Raw genomic sequence first — 21,602 nt, forward strand, 5'->3', positions numbered from 1 at the left:
CGCCTCATCAATTCCCCCGCAGAATCACGAGAGAACCATAACAGTGGCGCAGCGTTTTTACACAGCCAGGGCCAGAAGCTGACCCGCGCCACTTCAGCGAGGGTCAGAGACAAATCAGGCAACTCTTTTAGGCTTTACCTCAATGACATCTGGTGCCTCAGAAACGGGGTCTGGGCCGGCTTGGATCACGCCGTCGTGACGAATACGCAGCCCAGAGTGAGGATCAATCCCCAGCCGCTCGAACAGCGCTCGCAGTTCTGGCCGGTTGCCGTCTCCACAAAGAGCGGCGATAGAATGAAACTTGTGCATGTCGTGCTCCTACGTGTGTTAAGTCACGATAGGATTTCACACAGATCGATCCACCCGATTTCTGAATAGCTCGCTACGCCAGCACGAATCGGCTTTGGGTCAAACTGCGAAGAACTCAACGTGAGGCAATCTCGTCCGCCACGTACCAGTAAGCGGACTTCGACGATGCGCGCCAACACTTCGCCGATGGGCCATGTGTGGACCAATACGGCAGGTCTGCCCACAGATACTGAGCACGCTTCCTCACCCCCAACCACGATCGACCGCGCCGCAGCGTTATCTCGCAAGTGCCGCCTTGTAGGACCGGTTGAAATGGACACAATATGCTCGCTTCGGGATCGAGGAGGATGCCATGCCCGAAGCACCAAGCGACATTGATTATACGGTTGATGTAGGCAGACACGAGACGATGCTCTGTGCGAACACACCCAAAGGAGAGGAATTTCTCGGCGGCGCTGACCTTACAATGTCCAATGAGGAAGCGCATACATTCATACAGGATGCCCGCGCAGCAGGGCTGACGGTCAAATCGTTTTTCTAGCAGCTTCGCAAAGAGGCGCTCGGCTTCGTCGATATTTTCAAGGCGCTCGGAAAGCGAAAGTAACCGGCCCCAGCGGCCCGCGCGTTAGTCGCGGCTGTTTTTCGTTACAGCAAAAACGCCAGGACTACGCACGCCGCGGTAATGCACATCGCCAGTACGAATATCACTATGACCATATCGCCGACCATATCGCCTCGTTCGGGTTGGCCTACCTGAGAGCAACTAGCTGCCGAACCGTGCAATGTTACCCCAGTGGGAACTGCTGATCGCCCTGCGCTCGCGATCAGCCCATGCTCCCCGGCATGAAGCATCTGACGCCAACGAAAGCGCCGTTCAGATAGTAAGGCCAGACCATCGTACGGCCAGCGCGGTTCGGTCCATCCACGACAGCGTCGTTCGGAACATCAACCCACTCGCCATCAATGCGTACGCGATAGTGACCAGCCGCTCAATTGAACGTAGGTAATGCGCCGGCCATCCAAAGCGGCCGGGGAATGATACGAAGATTCAGGAAGCGCGCCCCTAAAGCCGACCACTTCCGCAACGGTCACTCGCGTCATTTTTACCTATTCGCGGGATATCTGGTTATCTCCTGACAGCGGCGGAATAGCAGACATCCTGCAACCGCTGATGGGCCAGATGCTGACCCGCGCCACCTCGGTGAGGGTCGGAGACAAATCAGGCAACTCTTTTAGGCTTTACCTCAACGACATCTGGTGCCTCAGTAACGGGGTCCGGGCTGGGTTGGACCATGCCGTCGTGACGAACACGCAGCCCAGAGTGAGGATCAATCCCCAGCCGCTCGAACAGCGCTCGCAGTTCTGGCCGGCTGCCGTCTCAACAAAGAGCGGCGATAGAATGAAACTTTTGCATGTCGTGCTCCTACGTGTGTTAAGTCACGATAGGGTTTCGCACGGATCGATCCACCCGATTTCTGAATGGCCGCTACGCCAACACGGGTCCGCTAATGGGATGGTCCGGCCGTGCTCCTGCCCCGCCAGCAGGCGAAGCTGGCAAGGGGCGCCAAAGACAAGGAGCACGCCATGTCTCAGATAGCCAATACCGCGATCGCCGTGATTGGCATCGATATCGGCAAGAACTCGTTCCACGTCGTGGGCCACGATGCGCGCGGCGCCATTGTGCTGCGGCAAAAGTGGTCGTGTGGCCAAGTGGAAGCGCGGCTCGCCAATATACCGCCTTGCCTGATCGGCATGGAAGCCTGCGTCGGCGCACATCACCTGAGCCGCAAACTCGCATCGCTGGGTCACGATGCCAGGTTGATGCCGGCCAAATATGTCCGCCCCTATAGCAAGGGGCAGAAGAACGACTTCAATGATGCCGAAGCGATTGCCGAAGCCGCGCAGCGCCCGACGATGAAGTTCGTGGCGACCAAGACCGCGGAGCAACTGGATCTGCAGGCGCTGCATCGGGTGCGCGAGCGGCTGGTGTCGCAACGCACCGGCATCATCAACCAGATTCGCGCCTTCATGCTGGAACGCGGGATCGCCGTGCGCCAGGGTATCGGCTTCCTGCGCACGGAACTGCCCACCATCCTTGCGACGCGCACCGATGCCCTGTCGCCACGCATGTTGCGTGTCATCGAGGAGTTGGCAGGCGACTGGCGCCGGCTGGATCAGCTCATCGATGGCCTATCCGGCGAGATCGAAGCACTGGCCCGTCAAGATCAGGCATGTTCGCGCCTGATGACGGTGCCTGGCATCGGGCCGATCATTTCGAGCGCCATGGTGGCCGCGATCGGCACTGGAGACGTATTCTCCAAAGGCCGCGACTTCGGCGCCTGGCTCGGACTGGTGCCCAAGCAGATCTCGACGGGAGACCGCACCATCCTCGGCAAAATCTCGAGGCGCGGCAATCGCTACCTGCGCGTTCTGTTCGTGCAGGCGGCATGGGTTGTGCTGGTCAAGATAAAGAACTGGGAACGTTACGGGCTCAAATCCTGGATCGAAGCGGCCAAGAGGCGGTTGCACCACAACGTGCTGGCGATCGCGCTCGCCAACAAGCTTGCCCGCATCGCCTGGGCGGTGCTGGCCAAAGGACCCGCCTTCGAGTTGACGAGGACCGACGATGCAGGCGTCCGACCCGCTTGATCCTCACGCCATGTCTCGGCGCCGTCAAGGCGCAGCCTGGCAACGCCGGAGCCAGCCGCAAGCCAAGCGCGACGGCCGGCCTTGACCGCCCCTGCGCGCGACGCGATCGAGGTTCTGCGGGCCGGGACGAAGGAACGGCCCTTGGCTCGAACAAGGGAACTGAGCGAGATGAGGAGCAAGCGATGACGTAACTCTATCAACAGTTTCCAGCTGGGGTCTGCGAGAGGATAAGTAGAGATGGAGGATCGGTCTTCCCGGCGCATGCGAACACTGGTGACCCGAATGGCCCCCCACTTGAGGTCTGTCCGCTAATGAGAACGCATGCGCGCTGATATCCATCGTGGCCCGGAGCAAAAGCTCCAACCAGAGGCCGGATACATTGATGCAAGACCGCAAACCGACAGCTCGACGAAAACCTCTTGCAACGCGCGGCCGGACCATACATTCGGGTCAAATGCGCCGCTTGGAGGGTCGACCCGTCACTTCCGGCCTACCGCGATAAGCAGACCATTTCAGAAGCAGCGCGGACTTCGCATTAGGGCCAAGAGGCGACATAACGCGTCCGGGTCAGCTCGGATCGAATGGCGGGTCGCGGGACTTGGCTTCGTGCCACCACCAGACCTAAGTGTGCAAGAACAGCTTGGTCGTTACCCACGTAACGCAATTCCGGATTTCCGAAATTTTTCCGTAGGCATCTTGCCCCATCTGCAAAATGGCGATGTCTTCCCCTCTCTTACCTCGGTCGGCATCCGGTCGGCGACGTGGCGCACGACAAATCCACCGTAGGAGTGGTGTCATGGTCAAGGACGGCGGCGCGTTGGCGCGCTCAACGTCGATTGGTCCAAGGGCGGCAACGGGTTTAGAAGTTTCTGCAGATGCGGCTGGTGGCATTCCTCGCTACGGCATCACGCGGCGCGGCGAGCGGCAATAACGATCGTCTATCGACTCTATGGCGAGAGGTGATTTCCCTCGCCGGCGTTGCAAGGTCATTCTCGTCGGGTGGTGGATAGTTCGTGCCAATCGGAAAGTGTGCCCAGCCAGCCGTGATAAGCACATCAGAATCAAGGGTGGCGGAGAAGGACGTTCCGTGTTCGTCGGCGTCCTTTGCGCAATGAGCTTACCAGCAACACTGCCTTCTCCGTGTGATTACATGCAATGAGAAGGCCCTGAAGACGAGGTAACATCATGAACCCAGTTTCACGTCGCGATATTGTTGCCATCGGTGCTGCTGGCGGACTTCTGGCCGCAACTTCCGCGGCCATGGGGCAGACGACCCCACAGGTGCCGCAACCCAATCGCGCTCCAGGTCTTGGCGGTAGCAACCCAGGCCCACGCGATCTCACGCGCGACCGAGAAAATCCCGACACGCTCAATCCGCCGTCGACGGACCAGGGCACGCTGCCGAACCTGCGTTTTTCTTTTGCGGATGCGCATACACGCCAGACCGACGGCGGCTGGACGCGGCAGGTCACTCAGCGCGAGCTCGGCATCTCCACGACTCTGGCAGGCGTCGAGATGCGGTTGAATGCCGGCAGTATCCGCGAACTGCATTGGCACAAGCAGGCCGAATGGGCCTACATGCTTTACGGCACCGCCCGCATCACCGCGATTGACCAGGATGGCAATAATTTCGTCGACGACGTGGGCATCGGCGACCTGTGGTATTTCCCGGGGGGCATACCGCATTCGATCCAGGGATTAGGTCCCGACGGCTGCCAATTTCTGCTGGTCTTCGACGATGGATCCTTCGACGAAGATGATACGTTCCTCATCACCGATTGGTTCAAGCACATCCCCCAAGAAATGCTGGGCAAGAACTTCGGCGTCTCCAGCGATAACTTTGCGCATCTGCCCGATCCGAGCCAGCGCTACATCTTCAAATCTGAGGTGCCCGGGCCGCTCGGTCCTGACAAGCTCATGGGCGCCGAGCCCGTGCCGCAAACCTTTAAGCATCGACTCATGGCGCAAGAGCCGATCCGCACCAAAGGCGGAACCGTACGCATCGCCGATTCGAGCGTATTCAAAGCATCGAAAACGGTGGCCGTCGCCCTGGTCGAAGTCGAGCCGGGCGGGGCGCGCGAACTGCATTGGCATCCCAATGTAGATGAATGGCAATATTACATCGAAGGGCAAGGGCGCATGGGTGTGTTCGGAGCTCAAGGAACGGCTCGCACATTCGACTATCGGGCCGGTGATGTCGGCTATGTACCGTTCGCGATGGGCCATTACATCGAGAACACCGGGAACACGCCGTTGCGCTTCCTGGAGATGTTCAGAAGCAGCTACTTCGCGGACCTCTCGCTCGACCAGTGGATGGCGCTAACGCCGCCGCAGTTACTCCAGGCGCATTTCCCGCTCGACCAAACCGTGATGGAGAATTTGCACAAGAAGAAGCATCCGATCGTGCCGGCCTGAGCACCGCGATGCGGCGCGCCGCCTGTCGCAATTGCGAGGGCGGGACCCCGCGGCGTCGCAACTATGCTGATCGCCCGCATCCGTTATGTCGCTAACGGGTCAAAATGCGAAAAACTCAGCGCGAGAAAATCTGGTCCGCTAATGCCCTGCTAAGCGGACCTCAACTACAGGTGCCACCCTTCGCTGATGGGCCACAATCGGAAGTGCCTAACTGGCGCGCCTTATCCCGTTTCGCAGACTGGCAACTTGGGGCCTAGCCAGAAATGGGTTGCGCGCCCATACGGGCCTTGATTGTGCCGAAGGTGAACGTGTCGCGCCGCCTTGGCACGCCTTCGGTCGCGCTAGATACTCGAGTGAACTTCGATTGAGCGGGTTCACCGCGTTCTTGTTTGACGTGCTTAGAGAACAAAGATCGTTGTTTTTCGAAAGCCAAGGCGTTGAAGTCGTCGCATGCTACTGAATACGACGAACTAGCGTCTTGATCAGATCTTTCGGATGTCAAACTGCCGAGCAAGTTGATTGACGTTCGGTATTGATTTCCTTTCCCTGATGAGGCGGGTTTTATGTCTAAGTCTCGATAGCTGTTTGAGAGCGGACCATGTCAAGCAAGTTTGTCTATGGGGTCGCATTGGCTCTGGCGTCGTTATTGCTGGCAAACATTGGATCTGCAGAGGACGCCTCGTCACTCCGCAAGGGATCATGGCCGATTCGCGATGGGCACGACTACCAGCCAACCGAGCATGAACTGAGAGGCTTGCATCGGGAGGATATCACGCCCGATCAGGCGCGCGAGATCGACCGATTGTACGATCAGCTCCTGGCACACAGTGAAAAAGTCCGAAATCGGCATCCCGCGTCCAAACGTTGAGGGCGCGCTGTTGCGTGCGAGATGACCCGCTATTAGGTGAAGAACCTTTTGGAAACGTCGGATAAAGCCAGAGCGGCAGGCGTCAACAGCAGGAATGATCGAGGGGAAACAGCGACAGTCGTGCCTGTTTGAGCTCTTACGTCCGTAAGGCTTTGCTTGCGCGCCAGGCAGAAGATTAACCGGCAGCAGGAGTCACCATGAACCCAGTGGTCACGAGGGATGACGCACGAATTTTTTACAAGGATTGGGGAAGCGGACAGCCGGTGGTATTCAGCCATGCTTGGCCGCTTAATGCCGATTCCTGGGACAACCAGTTGTTCTTCATCGCCTCGCGGGGTTATCGCGCCGTCGCCCATGACCGGCGTGGCCATGGCCGGTCAAGCCAGACCTGGCATGGCAATGATATGGATACCTTTGCCGATGATCTCGCAGCTGTGATCGAGGCACTTGACCTCAAGAACGTTATCTTGGTCGGCCATTCAATGGGCGGAGGTGAGGTGACGCGCTATATCGGTCGATATGGTACTGAGCGCGTGGCTAAGGTGCTGTTGGTAGGTGCAACCCCACCCCTGATGCTCAAGACCGGAACCAATCCAGGTGGCTTGCCGCTCTCGGTCTTCGACAGCATCCGGGACGGCCTTAGCGCTGATCGGGCGGATTACTTCAAGGATCTCGCCGTTCGCTTCCTCGGTGCCAACCGGGACGGATCCAAGATTTCCCGAGGGATGCTGGACGAGTTCAGGCTGCAGGCCATGCAGAACGGGCTGAAGGCCGTCTATGACTGTGTCGAAGCCTTTTCCGAGACAGATCTGACGGAGGATCTGAAGAAGTTCGACGTGCCGACGCTATTCATTCACGGCGACGATGACCAGACCGTGCCAATCGAGGTGAGCGCCCGCCTGGCGTCAAAGCTCGTCAAGAATGCTGGACTCAAAGTCTATGCAGGCGGCAGTCATGGCCTGCCTTCCACAAATAGGGACGAGTTCAATGCCGACCTTCTCGTTTTTATTAAGGAATAGGCGTTCGCCTCAACGGCCGCGCGACACCGTGTCCGCGTGCTATGGGGCTGCGAAGAGCCGCAAACTTGTCGGATGCGGCTTCCTAGCTGAACGGCCTGTTTTCATCGGTCTCAGCGACCAAACACTGGTGCTGACCAGATCCACCTTCATCGGGCGCCACCAATGACCGCTTTGGGTCAAACTGAGAAGAACTCAGAGTGAGTCCATGTTTTCCGCTCAGTCCTCGAATGCGGACATTCATCATAGCGGTCGGCATGTCTCAGAAGGGCGTCACATACGGAGCGGTTGATGACGCGAAACAGGTTGATGATGGCGTCTTGGTTGTTCGTGATCGAATATAGGTTGCATATCAGGCTTACGGAGTATGGTCTTTCCTGCCGCCGATCTGTGGGGTCTAGTGTAGAAAATAATGGCGGTTTGCGAGAGCAGGTCCGACTGTTAGCAGCGGCGCGGGCAAATGGACTATATCGATATTCATGTGATCATGGGCATCGGATCTACGTTCGAGTTTTGCAGACCCCGCTACACTTTCCCCATTAAGGATGATGCGGCGCATGCCGCCCCTACTGGCGGGAAGAGCCGGACACACCCGCAGATGGTGTGGATGCTATGCTGTCTAAGCAGGCTTTGTGCTTTCGGCACATTTCACTATGCGCACGTTCTGTGTTTCTTTCTGCCGCATAAAGGTCGAAGTAAATCCGTTGTATGCATGCACGAGCCCTGATGCTAACCAAGCTAGGACAAATGCGCCGGATAGGATCACGGTTACGACGAAGTCGATAGTGGGTAGACCTTCCCACATCCGAGATCAGCCGGAAGTCCGCCCAGCGCCGACAGAGTCACCAAACGGGAGTTGCGCGATCTGACCCGCTGATCAAGCCGCGATCTAGGCCTGCCGTCCCAGGGAATCCAGCAGGTCATCGCGGAGTTTGTCACTCGACGCGCCGCCGCCGGCAGGCCGCAGCTGCGCTGGCTAGCTACGACGCGATCGCTTTGGGTCCCCTTCACCAACCAGGACATTGTGGTCGAAGGATCGATCGCGCTCCTGCGGGGGTAATAACGATCGTCTATCGACTCGATGGCGAGAGGTAATTTCCCTCGCCAGCGTTGCGAGGTTATTCTCGTCCGGTGGTGGATAGTCATTGTTGCCCAACAGGAGTTACCATGAAGATTCAAATCCGCAGCCTCGCGATTGCGCTCGCAATTGCTGTTCCTATCGCGGTGGCTGCCACGGCCCAATCGTCTGCTGCGCCGATCAATGCCACGTCGATCAAAGCTGCAGTACCAGGCGTGACGACGGACGTGCGCTATCGGGTGCGGCGGGGTTATCCCTACCCTTCGTACCGGGGGTATCCCACCTACAATTCGTACTACGGCTATCCCACCTATAATTCGTACTGGGGCTATTCCAATAATCCCTATTGGAGGTATCCGACCTACTACTATCCCGACTTCTCTTACGGCTGGGGTGACTACAGCTGGTGGTGACGCCAAAGCTTGGCGGCATGCGGCTTCCTCGAGCCGCCGCTAGCTAACGTGTACTTGAGAGATTTTAGCGTTCCTCGGTCATGCGCACGTGGCTCTTGGATTAAAATCCGACGTGTGTGCTCGTCGGCGATTTCGTTGAAAAAGGGGGCGCGTGTTGATGTAGGACCGATCGGTCCGTATCTCAGTGGAGCTGGCTAGGGATGGATCAGTCTGGAAACGTATTCAGTGTTTCAGGTCGATGCTGCGAAAAGGCCCTCAAGCGGCAAGGTCAAGGTGTGGAGTGCATGGATGGGCCGCGCGGTGAATTCGGCTGTGAAGTGAAGCAATCAGTTCTGCGGTGTGCCTATGGCGATATCCTTCAACAAGCTTGATCTGAACCTTGTCCGTGTCTTCGACGCGCTTATGGAGGAGCGAAGCGTGTCGCGATCTGGCCAAAGGTTATTCAGCCCATCTACCGTTAGTCACGCTCTCTCCCGACTCAGACATATCCTGGACGACGAGCTATTTATTCTTACACCGACCGGAATGCAGCCGACAGTTCGTGCACTTGCGATGGCTCCACGAATACGCAGGGCGTGCAAGTCGTTGAAGGAGGCGATCGAGCTGCCTAGATTCGAGCCAGGCGATTCGACGAGACGGTTTATGATTGCGGTGAGCGATTTCGTAACCGCGCTCATGTTACCTGGTCTCTTTCGCTTGCTGAGGCGCGAGGCGCCGTTGATCGATCTGGAAGTCCGATCGAACAGTTGTAATGATCTAGCAAAGCAGATAGACCTTGGACAGGTCGACGTCGCGATCGGCGCCTTCTCCGAGGTGCCCGAGCACTTCATGTCCAACTCGCTTTTTAGATATGACGATGTGCTGATCGCCAGCTCTTCGCGGGACCTTGGCAGCCTGTCGCTTGAAAAGCTCTCTGGCCTGTCAATCGCAGTCGTCGAGTTGCATGGCGAACTCGAGTGTGGACTGGTTCGACGATCGAAAGTGTATGATCGGAATGCCCTGGAACAGGCATATGCGGATCCGGACAAGGCCCTCGCATCGCGGTTTCACTGGCGCACTTTCTTGCGATCCCCGCTCTGCTTGAGGACACGCAACTGACAGCGATCGTACCACGACCATTCGCCAAGTCGCTGGCTCACATGCATCCACTGTCAATCCACGAGCTGCCATACAAAACAATCCCGGTGAATGCCAGTGCGGTATGGCATAGGCGCAACGCGGGCGATGCACCACAAGAGTGGCTACGCGAGATGCTGAGGCGCGCTAGCGAGCCTTTACGGAATCCTTCAGTTGGATTTGAGGGGCCGGTCCAATCCACACCCATCGCGTTGCTTCCAAAAAGTGCAGCGGGATTTCCACGGCGCAGGTGTGATGCGCAGCGCAAGACCTGAAACGTTGTTAAGAATACCTTAAGCGGTCGGTGCGGAAACCAACCGAGCCGACCTCAGTCGTCCCAAAACAAATGCTCCGCACAGGCATCGATACTGGCGAACCGTCCTACCGTTGCGGGAATCGAGTATATCGATGAAGAGACGAAGCTCGGCGGCACATCTCGCACAAAAGACGTGCTCGCTCCCTCGGACTTTGTTGCCCGCACGCTCATCCAATCAGCGCGATCCACTGCTTTGTCCCCCGGCTGCGTCTGTCCCCGGCTGCCAAGGTGGGTTGGGTTATCGGCGCCTAATATTTTGTCACTCCTGGACGAAAGCATGGCCGCACGATGGAGCGTATGTGGCGCCCGCAAGAACCGCCCCAACACCGATGCTCGACGAGTTGGCCCCGGCACGCCGCCAGCGCTCGTGAAGTGGCGCAACGAGATGACGGCGGCCGGGCATGTGCACCAACCGGGCAAGGCAAACGCCGCTGTACGGGCTTCCTATCGGCTCGGCCAAATTCTTAGGATTTTGGGTGGGGAAGGGGCCAGCTAACGGCTGTCGGTCGGAGCGCTCTCCAGCGCATAGACGTCGTCGGCATAGCTCTTCACCACCACGGTCGTAGCCAGCATCACCGCCATCGTAACGCTTGCGAAGATGAGACCCACCAGTTTTAAAGCCTCTGCTATCCGCCATCCGCTCGTTCCGGCTCTGGCAGGCGCCCTAGCCCGAAAACGGCTGGGCTTTTGCATTAGCCAGACCGACCGTTTTTGCTGTCTGATATTGGCGCGTATAGATGCAATGCTCCGATGACAGCCGAACGGGTTGACACTTACCATCGGCGTCCCCGAATTATCTGCGCCGAGGCCTCGCCTCCAAGTTCTGGACTCGCCGGTGTGCGCCAGCGCCGCCACGGCATCCGCGATCCCAGGCGTATCTGCGTAGGTCACCATGTCACCGGCATCCTCGACCAGATTTAGCACGGAATTGGGCAACGCCTCGTGCAGGCGGCGCGATTGGTCGGACTCGATGAGCCGGTCACCCTTTCCATGCACGATCCTGACGGGAGACCGCAGGCTCTGATTTCGAAGCGACAGCTGCGTGGCGGCTGGAAGAAGAAACGCGCTCTCCTCGGCGATGGCGTGAACGTCGCGGCTCGACTGGAGGGCCTTGCCGAGCCGGGAGGCATCTGCATCTCCGGTCGTGTGTACGAGGACGCTTACGGGAAGATCGACGTCAGCTTCGAAGACATCGGTGTGCAGTCGCTCAAAAACATTGCGAGACCGGTGCTTGTTTATCGGGTGCGGTTCCTGGGAGGCGCCGCAATCTCGGTGCGATCACCTCTGTCGCTATCTGACAAGCCATCGGTCGCCGTGCTTCCCTTCAGAACATGAGTGGCGACCCACCTATAAGGGTCGGGCTGTTGATGTGAAGCAGGTCGGACGAGAATTGGGCGTCCGCTATGTATTGGAGGGCAGGGTACGGAAAGTGCTGATCGAGTTCGGATGACTGGCCAGTTGATTGAGGCTGCGACAAATAGTCATTTATGGGCGGAGAAGTTCGGCGGGTGATGCCGTAGCGAGGAATGCCACCAGCCGCATGGCACCTCGAAACCACGTTTTTGTTCTGCAGAGACCTCTAAGCCCGTTCAGTGAGAAGTATATGTTCGTACTGCACCGTCTATTTTTCTGCGCCTCGATGGCATCAATTCCATAGCCAGAGGTCATTGGACCGTCGAGTTTCGCCGTCCTATTTTTTGCTTGTTTGCAAGGACGTCGAAGGATGAAGACATACAACAAAAATCTCGAGGCAGTGTCGCAGCTAACGAGAGAACGGTGCCATGTCACGCAGCAAGACGGCACCGAGCCACTATTCGCGTCCACCGGAACCGATTGTCGGTCGAAATCGCAGTCCGCCTGTGCTCTCCTTCACCGATTTCGAGAGAGGAATGTAGAGAAACTCTTTGTTGTCGGTGCATCGATCCATCCCGTCAATGCGCTACAACGCGAGAGGCCCTTAGGGGCATGCACGCGTCGACTCGGCGACGACTTCAACAATTACGTTGCGCGGCCGCGCCACCTCTGATCCCGATCTAAAAAAGGATGTTCCAATGAAAGGCGCGAGAAAGACTGGAGTGTTTATCGCGGTGCTCGTATCTACGGGCGCAACCGTGAATCCCGACTACGCGCAAGACGCCGAGCACGGAAAAACCGTCTTCAAAGCTTGCGCAGCATGCCATGCGACGGATCATGCCAATCGCGTCGGGCCGGGCCTAGGAGGAATCATCGGCAGGAAGGCGGGCACGGCTCCCGGCTTCCGCTACAGTGACGCGATGAAGAAGTACGGCATTGTCTGGGATGCGAAGACCGTCGATGCGTATCTGGAATCGCCACAGAAGGTGGTTCCCGGAAACAGGATGACCTACGCGGGGGTGAACAACCCGACGGACCGGACGGACCTCGTTGCCTATCTTGCTACATTGAAGTAGCGACTCGTTGGGCGAGGCGCCAGCAAGACGTCATCCATTCGGTCGTTACGTCGCTACGCAGCTGCGGCCGACGCAGGCGCCCGGATCCACCAGACGATTTGACCTGACCTTTGAGTTTTCAATGCAGACCAAATCGCAATTCCGGTTTTTGAAGGCAGCAAGACAATGATCGGGCAACTGACCAAGGCTGAACGTCAGTACGCGCTATTGATCCTGCTCGGGCTCGCGCTGTGTGGATTGATATTTGGCATAGCAGGCAAGGACGATCCGCTCGGCATTCATGGCGCGCTCATAGGGGTCGCAGCGCTTGCCGGGATATTCAAAGTCATTTCAGTTTACTACGATCCTGAACCCGGCGACGAACGCCTCAATCGCTATTACGACGATCCGACGAGATTCGGCATCATTCTCGCGATGATATGGGCCGTGTTCGGCCTCTTCATAGGTGACTGGGTCGCGTGGCTCTTGGTGAAGCCCGACTTCACTTTTGATGCCGGCTGGGCCAGCTTCGGGCGGCTGCGTCCCGTTCACACCACCAGCGTGCTCTTCGGCTTCGGCGGCAACGCACTGATCGCCACATCCTACTACGTACTACAGCGCACCTCGCGCGCGCGCCTGCCCGATCAGCTCAGCCCGTGGTTCGTTCTGCTCGGCTACAATCTGTTCTGCGTGCTCGCCGTTACCGGCTACATGATTGGTATCACCCAGTCCAAGGAATACGCGGAGCCAGAATGGTACGCGGATATCTGGCTGCTGGTAGTGTGGGTCGTATACTTCGCCATCTATCTGCGCACGCTCGCGCGACGCAAGGAACCGCACATCTATGTGGCCAACTGGTACTACATGGCCTTCATCCTGGTGATCGCGATCCTGCACATCGTCAACAACCTCGCCGTCCCCGTCTCGTTCGGCAGCGCCAAGAGCTACTCGCTGTTCTCCGGCGTGCAGGATGCCATGACCGAATGGTGGTACGGTCACAACGCCGTCGCCTTCTTCCTCACCGCCGGCTTCCTCGGCATGATGTACTACTTCGTGCCGGTGCGCGCCGGACGGCCGATTTATTCCTACCGGATGTCGATCATCAGCTTCTGGGGCATCACCTTCTTTTACATGTGGGCGGGCTCGCATCACCTGCACTACACGGCGTTGCCGCAATGGGTGCAGACGCTGGGCATGACGTTCTCGCTAATGCTGCTGATTCCGTCGTGGGCGTCCGCCGCTAACGCGTTGCTGACGCTGAACGGCGCATGGGACAAGGTGCGGGACGATGCGACGCTGCGCTTCATGATGGTGGCGGCGGTGTTCTACGGTATCACCACCTTCGAAGGATCATTCCTCGCCATCCGACCCGTCAACTCGCTCTCCCACTACACCGACTGGACCGTCGGCCACGTCCATGCCGGCGCGCTCGGATGGGTAGCCATGATCACGTTCGGATCGATCTATGCCATCGTGCCGTGGCTCTGGAAACGCGACCGCATGTATTCGCCGCGGCTCGTCGAGGTGCATTTCTGGCTCGCCCTGGCCGGCGCCGTCGTTTACGTCTTCGCCATGTGGAATTCCGGCATCATCCAGGGGCTGATGTGGCGGACCTACAATGAGAGCGGCACCCTCGCTTATTCTTTCGTCGACTCGCTGATTGCGATGCATCCCTACTACATCGCGCGCGCCATCGGCGGCCTGCTGTTCCTGATCGGCGCGATCGTTGGCGCCTACAACATCTGGATGACGATCAGAACCGGCATTCGCGATGTGCATGAATCTGCAACTGACATGCCATCGCCGGTGCTCGGCGGCACGACTGTCCTTCAACCGGGAGAGTAAGCCGTGTTCGGATTGCACTATCGGCTGGAACGCAAAGCCATCGGCCTCACTCTCGGCATCATCCTTGTGGCCAGCATCGGCGGCCTCGTAGAGATCGCGCCGCTCTTCACCATCCACCAGACGGTGGAAGACGCGCCTGACATGCGCGTCTACACGCCGCTCGAACTGGCGGGCCGCAACATCTACATCCGCGAAGGCTGCTACGCCTGTCATTCGCAGATGATCCGCACCCTGCGCGATGAGGTCGAACGCTACGGGCCCTACTCGCTCGCGGTTGAATCGAAATACGACCATCCGATGCTGTGGGGCTCGAAGCGCACGGGACCGGACCTCGCACGCATTGGCGGCAAGTATTCCGACGAATGGCACGTCGCGCACCTCAACAACCCGCGCGATGTGCTTCCCGTTTCCGTCATGCCCGCCTATTCGTGGTTGCTGAAAACGACGCTGCGCACCGATGATCTCGGCGCGCACCTGAAGGCCCAGCGCGCCGTCGGCGTGCCCTACACCGACGACATGATCGCGAATGCGAGCAAGGACGCCTACAGCCAGGCCGCGCCGGAATCGCCCTACGCCGATGGCGTCTCCCAACGCTACGGCAAGGCCACCAACGTCCGCGCGTTCGACGGCAGGCCTGGCGAACTCACCGAGATGGACGCCCTGGTCGCCTATCTCCAGGTGCTCGGCCACCTGACCGACGCGGCGCACAAATCCGTCGCGAACGTTGCGAGGTGATCATGGATCTCGGACACGGTACGCTGGTGTGGTTCTCGAAGTCGTTCGGATTGTTCTATCTGATCGCACTCTCGATCATCACCGTCGTCTACGCCTATTGGCCCTCGAACAAAAAGGCGTTCGATCGCGCCGCGAAGTCGGTCCTGCACAACGAGGATGGACCATGGCGGTAGAAGAACGCGACAACTACACCGGTTATCTCACGACCGGGCACGAGTGGAACGGCATCAAGGAATTGAACACACCCGTTCCGCGCGCGGTGTACTTTTTTCTGTTGATCGCTTTTGTCTTTTCGGTTGGCTACTGTGTGTTGATGCCCGCGTGGCCACTCGGCGTCAGCTACACCAAAGGACTGCTCGGCCTCGACCAACGCAACATCGTACAGGACTCGCTGAAGCGAGCGGCCCTCGGCCGCAGCGCATGGACCAGGCAGATCGAGGCCAAAAGCTCTCAGGAGATTCAAGCCGATCCTGCGCTGATGAACATCGTGCGCCAGACCGGCCGCACCGTGTTCGGCGACAATTGCGCCGTGTGCCATGGGCTCAACGCACAGGGTGGCCACGGCTTCCCGAACTTGACCACTACCTCATGGCTGTGGGGCGGCGATCCGGACGCCATTGCCGAGACCATCCGCGTCGGCATCAACTCGCCGCATCCCGACAGCCGCACCTCGCAGATGCCGGCTTTCGGCCATGATCAGATCCTCCAGCCAGCCGATTTCGACAAGGTGGTGGCCTTCGTGCGCTCGCTCTCCGATCCATCCACCGCGAAGACCGCAAAGCCCGGTGATGTGGACGCTGGCAAGGAGATCTTCGCTGCCAATTGCGCCGCATGTCATGGCGAGGACGCTAAGGGCAACAGCGACGTGGGCGCACCGAACCTGACTGATAAGTTCTGGATCTATGGCGGCGACGTGCAGACGATCAGGAACACACTATGGAACGGGCGGCAGGGCCATATGCCATCATGGGAAGGCCGCCTGACGCCGCTCGATCGCAAGATCCTCGCGCTATACCTGGTCGATCGGAGGATGCCCAACCAATGAATGGGATGGCAGCATCGCCTGGCGGATGGAAGGCGAAGTCCATCGCCTGGCTGTCGATCGGCCTCGGGCTTATCGTGCTGGCCGCCGCCCATGCGCATCTGCTTTACGTGGCCGTCTCCTCTCAGCCGGACTGCGTCGCTCATCTCCAGCAGGGCGAAGGCAACGGCACCAATAGCCTCAGCGCAGCGACGTCGTCGTGTTCATCAAAACCGTCTAGAAAAACCAAAGCACTGGTGGAGTGATCGATATGACCATCATCCCGACCGTCGTGCCTCCGCTTCCCACGAAAAACCGCTGGCACCGCTTGCTTGCTCCTGGTGATGCCTTCACATGGCTTGCGAAAGGCTGGCAGGACGTGACCGTGCAGCCGATGACGAGCCTCTGCTATGGCTTGCTGATCTTTCTCGCGTCTGTTGCCATCGTCGGTGGTTTGTTTCGCTTGGACTGGGACTACATCCTGTTTCCCGCATTCGCGGGTTTTATGGTCGTCGGCCCGATCCTCGCACTTGGCTTATATGAAAAAAGTCGCTGTCTCGCCGCCGGTCTGCCCGTCAGTCTCGCGAACATGATCTTCGTCAGGCCGCAATGCGGCGGACAGATTCTGTTCGTGGGCGTCCTGCTGTGCCTTTTGATGATCACATGGATGCGCGCGGCGGTGATCATCTACGCGTTGTTTTTCGGCCTGGTGCCGTTTCCCGGCCTCAAGTATATCGCACCGATGCTATTCACCACGCCGGTTGGCTGGGCGATGCTCATTGTCGGCAGCGCCGTCGGCGGACTGTTCGCGGCCTTCTCGTTTGCCATCAGCGCGTTTTCAATTCCCATGATGTTCGACACGCGCGTTGACGCCCTCACCGCCATGGGCTCGAGTATGGCGCTGGTCTGGAACAACCTGACCGTGATGCTGACCTGGAGCGCCATTGTGCTTGCACTGTTCCTGCTCTCCCTCGCCACAGGAATGCTGGGCCTGATCATCGTGTTTCCCCTGCTCGGGCACGGCACCTGGCACGCCTATCGCGCGGTGGCGGTCGAAGCCGGAATATAACGACCCGCCGCGGCGGAATGCCGGCGACGTGGAGAAACGGAGTGCCGATGAGTTGTTGTGCGCCCAGCGCTGAAGCCGCTCTCGCGATGGCCGATCCCGACACCGCGAATGAGGAAGTGCTGCTCGCGAGCCGCATCATCGGCGACGGCGTCCGCCAGACTGACCTCTCGGTGCCGGGCATTCACTGCGGCTGCTGCATCCAGAAGGTCGAAGTGGCCCTCGGCGCGCTTCCCGGCGTGGAAAAAGCGCGGGTCAATCTCTCCTCCAAGCGGGTCGCAATCCGCTGGCAGGCGGACAAACCGCCCGCGCCGTTCATCGAGACACTCAACAACATCGGTTACGACGCATACCTTCACGATGCGGGCACGGACGAGACCGACGAGACACTGAAAGAATTGATCCGCGCGCTTGCGGTGGCAGGTTTCGCCGCCAGCAACATCATGCTGCTGTCAGTGTCGGTATGGTCCGGCGCGGAAGCCCCGATCCGCGACATGTTTCACTGGATCTCCGCGCTGATCGCTTTCCCCGCGCTGATCTATTCGGGCCGCGTATTCTTTTCTTCCGCTTGGCGCGCGTTGCGCCATGGCCAGACCAATATGGACGTTCCGATTTCCATCGGTGTGCTGCTTGCCTTTAGCATGAGCCTTTATGAGACGGTCAATCACGAATCACACGCCTATTTCGACGCGGCAATCTCACTGGTGTTCTTCCTGCTGATCGGCCGCACGCTCGATCACATGATGCGCGAGCGCGCACGAACCGCTGTCCGAGGCTTGGCCCGCCTGTCCTCGCGCGGCGCGCTCGTGGTGCAGGACGACGGCACCCACGCCTATCTACCGGTGAACGAGATCCAGCCGGATATGCACATCCTGCTGGCGGCGGGCGAGCGCGTGCCGGTCAATGCCCGCGTCGAAACAGGACAATCGGAGATCGACTGCGCGCTGGTGTCCGGCGAGAGCCTGCCGCAGCCGATTGCACCGGGCGCGGTGCTGTCCGCGGGTACGCTGAACCTGACCGGCCCGCTCACCATCGTCGCGACGGCTGCCGCGAAAGATTCATTCCTCGCCGAAATGGTACGGATGATGGAAGCGGCCGAAGCCGGGCGCTCGGTCTACCGGCGCGTCGCGGACCGCGCCTCGCGGCTTTATGCGCCGGTCGTGCATCTCACCGCGCTCCTGACATTCATCGGCTGGATGATCGTGGGAGGCGACCTGCGTCGCGCGGCAACCATCGCCATCGCGGTGCTGATCATCACCTGCCCCTGCGCGCTCGGCCTTGCCGTGCCCATGGTGCAGGTCGTTGCCGCGCGGCATCTGTTCGAGAGCGGTGTCATGGTCAAAGACGGCGGCGCGTTGGAGCGCATCGCCAAAATCGACACCGTAATCTTTGACAAGACTGGAACCCTGACCATGGATCGGCTGCGGCTCATGAATCGCAATGACATCGATCTCGCGGCGCTGGCGATTGCCGCTTCGATCGCGGCCCATTCACGTCATCCCTACTCGCGCGCGCTGGTCGCCGCGGGACGTGACAATGCCGTCACGCCTGTGGCGCTGAACGATCTTTCGGAGCAGCCGGGGGCTGGAATGCGGGCCACCATCGGCACGACGACCTACAGGCTCGGCCGGGCGGACTGGGTGCTGACGGATGCAGCCGAACAGGCAAGCACAACCGGCGTTGTACTCTCCGAGAACGGGCGGCTGCGCGCGACCTTCCAATTCGACAGCGAACTTCGCGAGGATGTCCGCGAGGCCGTGCTTGCCATGTCCAATCAAGAATGCCGCGTCGAGATCATGTCTGGCGACCGCGACGAACCGGTACGCCATCTTGCATCGGATCTCGGACTTCCCTACCGCGCCGGCGTCTCCCCCGCGGACAAAACCAAACACATCGTTGATCTGACGGAAGCAGGACAGCGCGTGCTGATGGTCGGCGACGGTCTCAACGACGCGCCTGCCCTCGCCGCCGCCCATGCATCCATGGCTCCGGCCACCGCCGCCGATGTCGGACGCAATGCCGCCGACCTCGTCTTCCTGCACGACAGTCTTCTCGCCGTGCCGCAGGCCATTGCGGTTGCGCGCAATGCGCGGCAGCTCGTGCGCCAGAATCTCATCCTCGCCATCGGCTACAATGCCATTGCAGTGCCCATCGCGATCCTCGGCCATGTGACACCGCTGGTGGCGGCGGTGGCGATGTCGACCTCGTCACTGCTCGTGATCGCCAATGCCCTGCGGCTGCAGGGCTGGCGCTCGCGCAAGAAGCCGGGCGCGGGCGCGCCCGCTGGCGATATCTCCAGTCAGGCGCTTGCGATGGAGAAAGCCCGATGACGGATTACTTCTTCCTGATTCCCGTTGCGCTCGCGCTCGGCGCCATAGCGCTCGGCGCGTTCATGTGGTCGCTGCGAAGCGGCCAATATGACGATCTTGCGGGCGCCGCCGAACGAATCCTGTTCGAAAGCCGCGATGGGCCCGACGACACAGCCCGGGCGCACGGGGACAAGCCGAGCCACCGCAACTAGTTGTTCAGTCCCGATGTGAGGTAGATTGGATCGCATCTGAATCGCGCGGGGTTGTCCGTCCAAGCTTGGCTGTTCGCTCATAGGGTGTGAAGCCTTGTAAGGTCTTCAATCGCTTGGCGAAGTTGTAGGCATCGAGGAATGCCGCGAGGTGATCGCGAAGCTGTTGATGATCCTCGTAGTGATAGCGCCCGACGGTCGCCTCCTTGAGGGTGCGGTTCATTCGCTCGACCTGACCATCGTTAGAGGGAAAATTAGGCTGGCTCAGGTGATGTTCGATGCCATAGCTCCGGCAGGCGCGATCAAAGGGATGGCCACGCCATCTGGCGGTAGGTCCCTCGCCGGTTTCTGGGCAGTAGATCGGCGAACTGAATGCCGTCGTCGGTGAGCGCGGTGTGGATCTCATACGGCGCCGCACCACTAAGGCCGCCAGGAAGGCGCGAGCCTCGCGCGCGATCGCCTTCGGCATGAGCCGGGCGAAGGCGCATTTCGAGGTCCGCTCCGCGGCGACGAAGAGATAGAGCCTGCCCTCCTCGGTCCTCACCTCGGCGATGTCGATGTGGAAGTAGCCGATCGGATATGGTCTTGTCGCCGGTGATCTCCGGCAACCGGCAGATGCCGTGCCGCCGGAGGCACCCATGCAGGAACGAGCGGGTCAGGTGCGGGATCGTGGCTTGCAAGGCATAGAGACAATCATCCAGCGGCAACAACATGTGCTTGCGGAAGGCGACGACGATGCCCTCTTCTCCCGGCGACAGGACCGTCGAGCATGGGACCTTCGGCCCCATCGGGGCGGTCATGCACGAACGTTCGCTTGCGCCACTTGGCCACCGTCTCACGGTTCAGGCCATGCCGTGCTGCTACTCTTTGAGCGGACCTTTCGATCGCTGGATCGCAACTCGGATCGCGTGGGTGGTCGTGGCGCTGCCGTGAAGTATCTGGCCCATAGTACCTTCCGAATAGGGGATCAGTCTCACTGATTCACCCACACTCCGGGACTGAACAAACTAATTGCCGCCCCTCGGAATTGGCGTCGACGACGCAGCCTGGGACCATTCGGTGTTCTCAAAGAATCGCGACCGGCTGCTGGAAGGCGACATCGCGACCAAGTTCCTCGCAGCGGTGCTGGCGCAGCCCAAGGTGAAGAAGCTTCTGTCGAGCGATCACTTCTCGGTCGACGGCACGCTGATCGAAGCCTGGGCCTCGATGAAGAGCGTCAAGCCGAAGGACGGCTCTGGCGAGCCGCCAGCGCAAGGGGGCGGGCGCAATGCCGAAGCGGACTTTCATGGCCAGAAACGCTCGAACGACACCCATGCTTCAACCACTGATCCCGATGCCAGGCTCTACCGCAAGGGCAAAGGCAAGGAGACGAAGCTGTGCTTCATCGGGCATGGGCTGATGGAGAACCGTCGCGGCCTGCTGGTCGACGCCTGCCTGACGCAGGCTAACGGGCATGCCGAACGCGTGGCCGCGCTGCACATGATCGAGCCTCGTGCCGACCGGCCGACAGCGATCACGATTGGCGCCGACAAAGCCTACGATGCCGAGGACTTCATCAACGAGCTGCGCTCGATGAACGTGACGCCGCATGTTGCGCAGAACACCAGCGGCCGTAGCTCTGCGATCGACGGGAGAACGACCCGGCACGACGGCTATGCCGTCAGCCAGCGTATCCGCAAGCGCATTGAGGAGGCATTCGGCTGGATCAAGACAGTCGCCGGGCAAGAGAAGACCAGGTTCCGTGGCCGTGAGCGCATCGGGTGGGCTTTTACCTTCGCTGGGGCCGCCTACAATCTGGTTCGGCTGCCCAAGCTGATAGCGCAGGTCGC

The 21,602-nt window shown here is 59.6% G+C and carries 18 protein-coding genes and 4 pseudogenes; 20 read left to right on the forward strand and 2 right to left on the reverse strand.

The window, feature by feature from the left end:
* Positions 1–114: 114 nt before the first annotated feature.
* Positions 115–309, reverse strand: coding sequence for a hypothetical protein (locus tag OZ411_RS38775; protein WP_282532166.1), 195 nt, complete (start codon positions 307–309; stop codon positions 115–117).
* Between the two features lie 352 nt (positions 310–661).
* Between OZ411_RS38775 and OZ411_RS38780 the strand changes: the two genes are divergently transcribed.
* From OZ411_RS38780 to ccoS, 19 genes and pseudogenes are all read left to right on the forward strand, one after another.
* Entirely contained in the window at positions 662–850 is a 189-nt protein-coding gene (locus OZ411_RS38780; RefSeq protein ID WP_282532167.1) for a hypothetical protein, read from the forward strand.
* Between the two features lie 1,043 nt (positions 851–1,893).
* Complete coding sequence (locus OZ411_RS38785; protein ID WP_282532168.1) at positions 1,894–2,958, forward strand: IS110 family transposase; 1,065 nt, start codon at positions 1,894–1,896, stop codon at positions 2,956–2,958.
* A 796-nt stretch (positions 2,959–3,754) separates the two neighbouring features.
* A complete protein-coding gene (locus tag OZ411_RS38790; RefSeq protein ID WP_282532169.1) occupies positions 3,755–3,889 on the forward strand; it encodes a hypothetical protein in 135 nt (44 codons plus the stop codon).
* 254 nt (positions 3,890–4,143) lie between these two features.
* The gene (locus OZ411_RS38795; RefSeq protein WP_282532170.1) at positions 4,144–5,373 is read left to right on the forward strand and encodes a cupin domain-containing protein; all 1,230 of its coding nucleotides are present in this window, start codon (positions 4,144–4,146) and stop codon (positions 5,371–5,373) included.
* A gap of 598 nt (positions 5,374–5,971) precedes the next feature.
* Positions 5,972–6,241 carry a hypothetical protein gene (locus OZ411_RS38800; RefSeq protein WP_282532171.1) on the forward strand — a complete coding sequence of 90 codons (270 nt, stop codon included), beginning with the start codon at positions 5,972–5,974 and terminating at the stop codon, positions 6,239–6,241.
* Positions 6,242–6,438: 197 nt separating this feature from the next.
* Positions 6,439–7,260, forward strand: a complete 822-nt coding sequence (locus OZ411_RS38805; RefSeq protein WP_282532172.1) for an alpha/beta hydrolase — start codon at positions 6,439–6,441, stop codon at positions 7,258–7,260.
* A gap of 1,164 nt (positions 7,261–8,424) precedes the next feature.
* The gene (locus tag OZ411_RS38810) at positions 8,425–8,748 is read left to right on the forward strand and encodes a hypothetical protein (RefSeq protein ID WP_282532173.1); all 324 of its coding nucleotides are present in this window, start codon (positions 8,425–8,427) and stop codon (positions 8,746–8,748) included.
* Between the two features lie 402 nt (positions 8,749–9,150).
* Positions 9,151–9,231 (forward strand): annotated as a pseudogene (locus tag OZ411_RS38815) (LysR family transcriptional regulator); the annotation flags it as partial.
* 159 nt (positions 9,232–9,390) lie between these two features.
* Positions 9,391–9,846 (forward strand): LysR substrate-binding domain-containing protein, encoded by a 456-nt coding sequence (locus OZ411_RS38820; protein WP_282532185.1) that lies wholly within the window; start codon positions 9,391–9,393, stop codon positions 9,844–9,846.
* A gap of 1,408 nt (positions 9,847–11,254) precedes the next feature.
* Positions 11,255–11,689, forward strand: a pseudogene (locus OZ411_RS38825) (hypothetical protein); the annotation flags it as partial.
* A gap of 542 nt (positions 11,690–12,231) precedes the next feature.
* Positions 12,232–12,609, forward strand: coding sequence for a cytochrome c family protein (locus tag OZ411_RS38830; RefSeq protein WP_282532174.1), 378 nt, complete (start codon positions 12,232–12,234; stop codon positions 12,607–12,609).
* A 165-nt stretch (positions 12,610–12,774) separates the two neighbouring features.
* A complete protein-coding gene (gene ccoN, locus OZ411_RS38835; protein WP_282532175.1) occupies positions 12,775–14,433 on the forward strand; it encodes a cytochrome-c oxidase, cbb3-type subunit I in 1,659 nt (552 codons plus the stop codon).
* 3 nt (positions 14,434–14,436) lie between these two features.
* Entirely contained in the window at positions 14,437–15,168 is a 732-nt protein-coding gene (gene ccoO, locus OZ411_RS38840; protein ID WP_282532176.1) for a cytochrome-c oxidase, cbb3-type subunit II, read from the forward strand.
* Positions 15,169–15,170: 2 nt separating this feature from the next.
* Positions 15,171–15,341 (forward strand): CcoQ/FixQ family Cbb3-type cytochrome c oxidase assembly chaperone, encoded by a 171-nt coding sequence (locus OZ411_RS38845; protein WP_028164533.1) that lies wholly within the window; start codon positions 15,171–15,173, stop codon positions 15,339–15,341.
* Positions 15,332–16,213, forward strand: coding sequence for a cytochrome-c oxidase, cbb3-type subunit III (ccoP, locus tag OZ411_RS38850; protein ID WP_282532177.1), 882 nt, complete (start codon positions 15,332–15,334; stop codon positions 16,211–16,213). Before OZ411_RS38845 ends, ccoP begins: the two co-directional genes overlap by 10 nt.
* The gene (locus OZ411_RS38855) at positions 16,210–16,455 is read left to right on the forward strand and encodes a hypothetical protein (RefSeq protein WP_282532178.1); all 246 of its coding nucleotides are present in this window, start codon (positions 16,210–16,212) and stop codon (positions 16,453–16,455) included. Before ccoP ends, OZ411_RS38855 begins: the two co-directional genes overlap by 4 nt.
* 5 nt (positions 16,456–16,460) lie before the next feature.
* Positions 16,461–17,258, forward strand: a complete 798-nt coding sequence (locus OZ411_RS38860; protein WP_282532179.1) for a DUF2189 domain-containing protein — start codon at positions 16,461–16,463, stop codon at positions 17,256–17,258.
* A 47-nt stretch (positions 17,259–17,305) separates the two neighbouring features.
* Complete coding sequence (locus OZ411_RS38865) at positions 17,306–19,585, forward strand: heavy metal translocating P-type ATPase (RefSeq protein WP_282532180.1); 2,280 nt, start codon at positions 17,306–17,308, stop codon at positions 19,583–19,585.
* Positions 19,582–19,776 (forward strand): cbb3-type cytochrome oxidase assembly protein CcoS, encoded by a 195-nt coding sequence (gene ccoS, locus OZ411_RS38870; protein WP_063985007.1) that lies wholly within the window; start codon positions 19,582–19,584, stop codon positions 19,774–19,776. The genes OZ411_RS38865 and ccoS overlap by 4 nt, the downstream gene beginning before the upstream one ends.
* Here ccoS and OZ411_RS38875 read toward each other — a convergent pair.
* Positions 19,773–20,720: pseudogene (locus OZ411_RS38875) on the reverse strand (integrase core domain-containing protein). The gene ccoS and the pseudogene OZ411_RS38875 overlap by 4 nt on opposite strands.
* Positions 20,721–20,793: 73 nt before the next feature.
* Between OZ411_RS38875 and OZ411_RS38880 the strand changes: the two are divergent.
* Positions 20,794–21,600, forward strand: a pseudogene (locus OZ411_RS38880) (IS5 family transposase); the annotation flags it as partial.
* Positions 21,601–21,602: the final 2 nt, after the last annotated feature.

This window comes from Bradyrhizobium sp. Arg237L (assembly GCF_029990105.1).
Classification (GTDB): domain Bacteria; phylum Pseudomonadota; class Alphaproteobacteria; order Rhizobiales; family Xanthobacteraceae; genus Bradyrhizobium.

What these genes read in the sequence shown, in the direction of transcription:
- OZ411_RS38805 (WP_282532172.1), top strand. Translation starts at nt 6,439, where the DNA reads ATGAACCCAGTGGTCACGAGGGATGACGCACGAATTTTTTACAAGGAT.
- OZ411_RS38785 (WP_282532168.1), top strand. Translation starts at nt 1,894, where the DNA reads ATGTCTCAGATAGCCAATACCGCGATCGCCGTGATTGGCATCGATATC.
- OZ411_RS38775 (WP_282532166.1), bottom strand. Translation starts at nt 309, where the DNA reads ATGCACAAGTTTCATTCTATCGCCGCTCTTTGTGGAGACGGCAACCGG.
- OZ411_RS38860 (WP_282532179.1), top strand. Translation starts at nt 16,461, where the DNA reads ATGACCATCATCCCGACCGTCGTGCCTCCGCTTCCCACGAAAAACCGC.
- OZ411_RS38820 (WP_282532185.1), top strand. Translation starts at nt 9,391, where the DNA reads ATGATTGCGGTGAGCGATTTCGTAACCGCGCTCATGTTACCTGGTCTC.
- OZ411_RS38830 (WP_282532174.1), top strand. Translation starts at nt 12,232, where the DNA reads ATGAAAGGCGCGAGAAAGACTGGAGTGTTTATCGCGGTGCTCGTATCT.
- OZ411_RS38855 (WP_282532178.1), top strand. Translation starts at nt 16,210, where the DNA reads ATGAATGGGATGGCAGCATCGCCTGGCGGATGGAAGGCGAAGTCCATC.
- OZ411_RS38795 (WP_282532170.1), top strand. Translation starts at nt 4,144, where the DNA reads ATGAACCCAGTTTCACGTCGCGATATTGTTGCCATCGGTGCTGCTGGC.
- OZ411_RS38865 (WP_282532180.1), top strand. Translation starts at nt 17,306, where the DNA reads ATGAGTTGTTGTGCGCCCAGCGCTGAAGCCGCTCTCGCGATGGCCGAT.
- ccoP (WP_282532177.1), top strand. Translation starts at nt 15,332, where the DNA reads ATGGCGGTAGAAGAACGCGACAACTACACCGGTTATCTCACGACCGGG.
- OZ411_RS38810 (WP_282532173.1), top strand. Translation starts at nt 8,425, where the DNA reads ATGAAGATTCAAATCCGCAGCCTCGCGATTGCGCTCGCAATTGCTGTT.
- OZ411_RS38780 (WP_282532167.1), top strand. Translation starts at nt 662, where the DNA reads ATGCCCGAAGCACCAAGCGACATTGATTATACGGTTGATGTAGGCAGA.
- OZ411_RS38800 (WP_282532171.1), top strand. Translation starts at nt 5,972, where the DNA reads ATGTCAAGCAAGTTTGTCTATGGGGTCGCATTGGCTCTGGCGTCGTTA.
- ccoN (WP_282532175.1), top strand. Translation starts at nt 12,775, where the DNA reads ATGATCGGGCAACTGACCAAGGCTGAACGTCAGTACGCGCTATTGATC.
- OZ411_RS38790 (WP_282532169.1), top strand. Translation starts at nt 3,755, where the DNA reads ATGGTCAAGGACGGCGGCGCGTTGGCGCGCTCAACGTCGATTGGTCCA.
- OZ411_RS38845 (WP_028164533.1), top strand. Translation starts at nt 15,171, where the DNA reads ATGGATCTCGGACACGGTACGCTGGTGTGGTTCTCGAAGTCGTTCGGA.
- ccoS (WP_063985007.1), top strand. Translation starts at nt 19,582, where the DNA reads ATGACGGATTACTTCTTCCTGATTCCCGTTGCGCTCGCGCTCGGCGCC.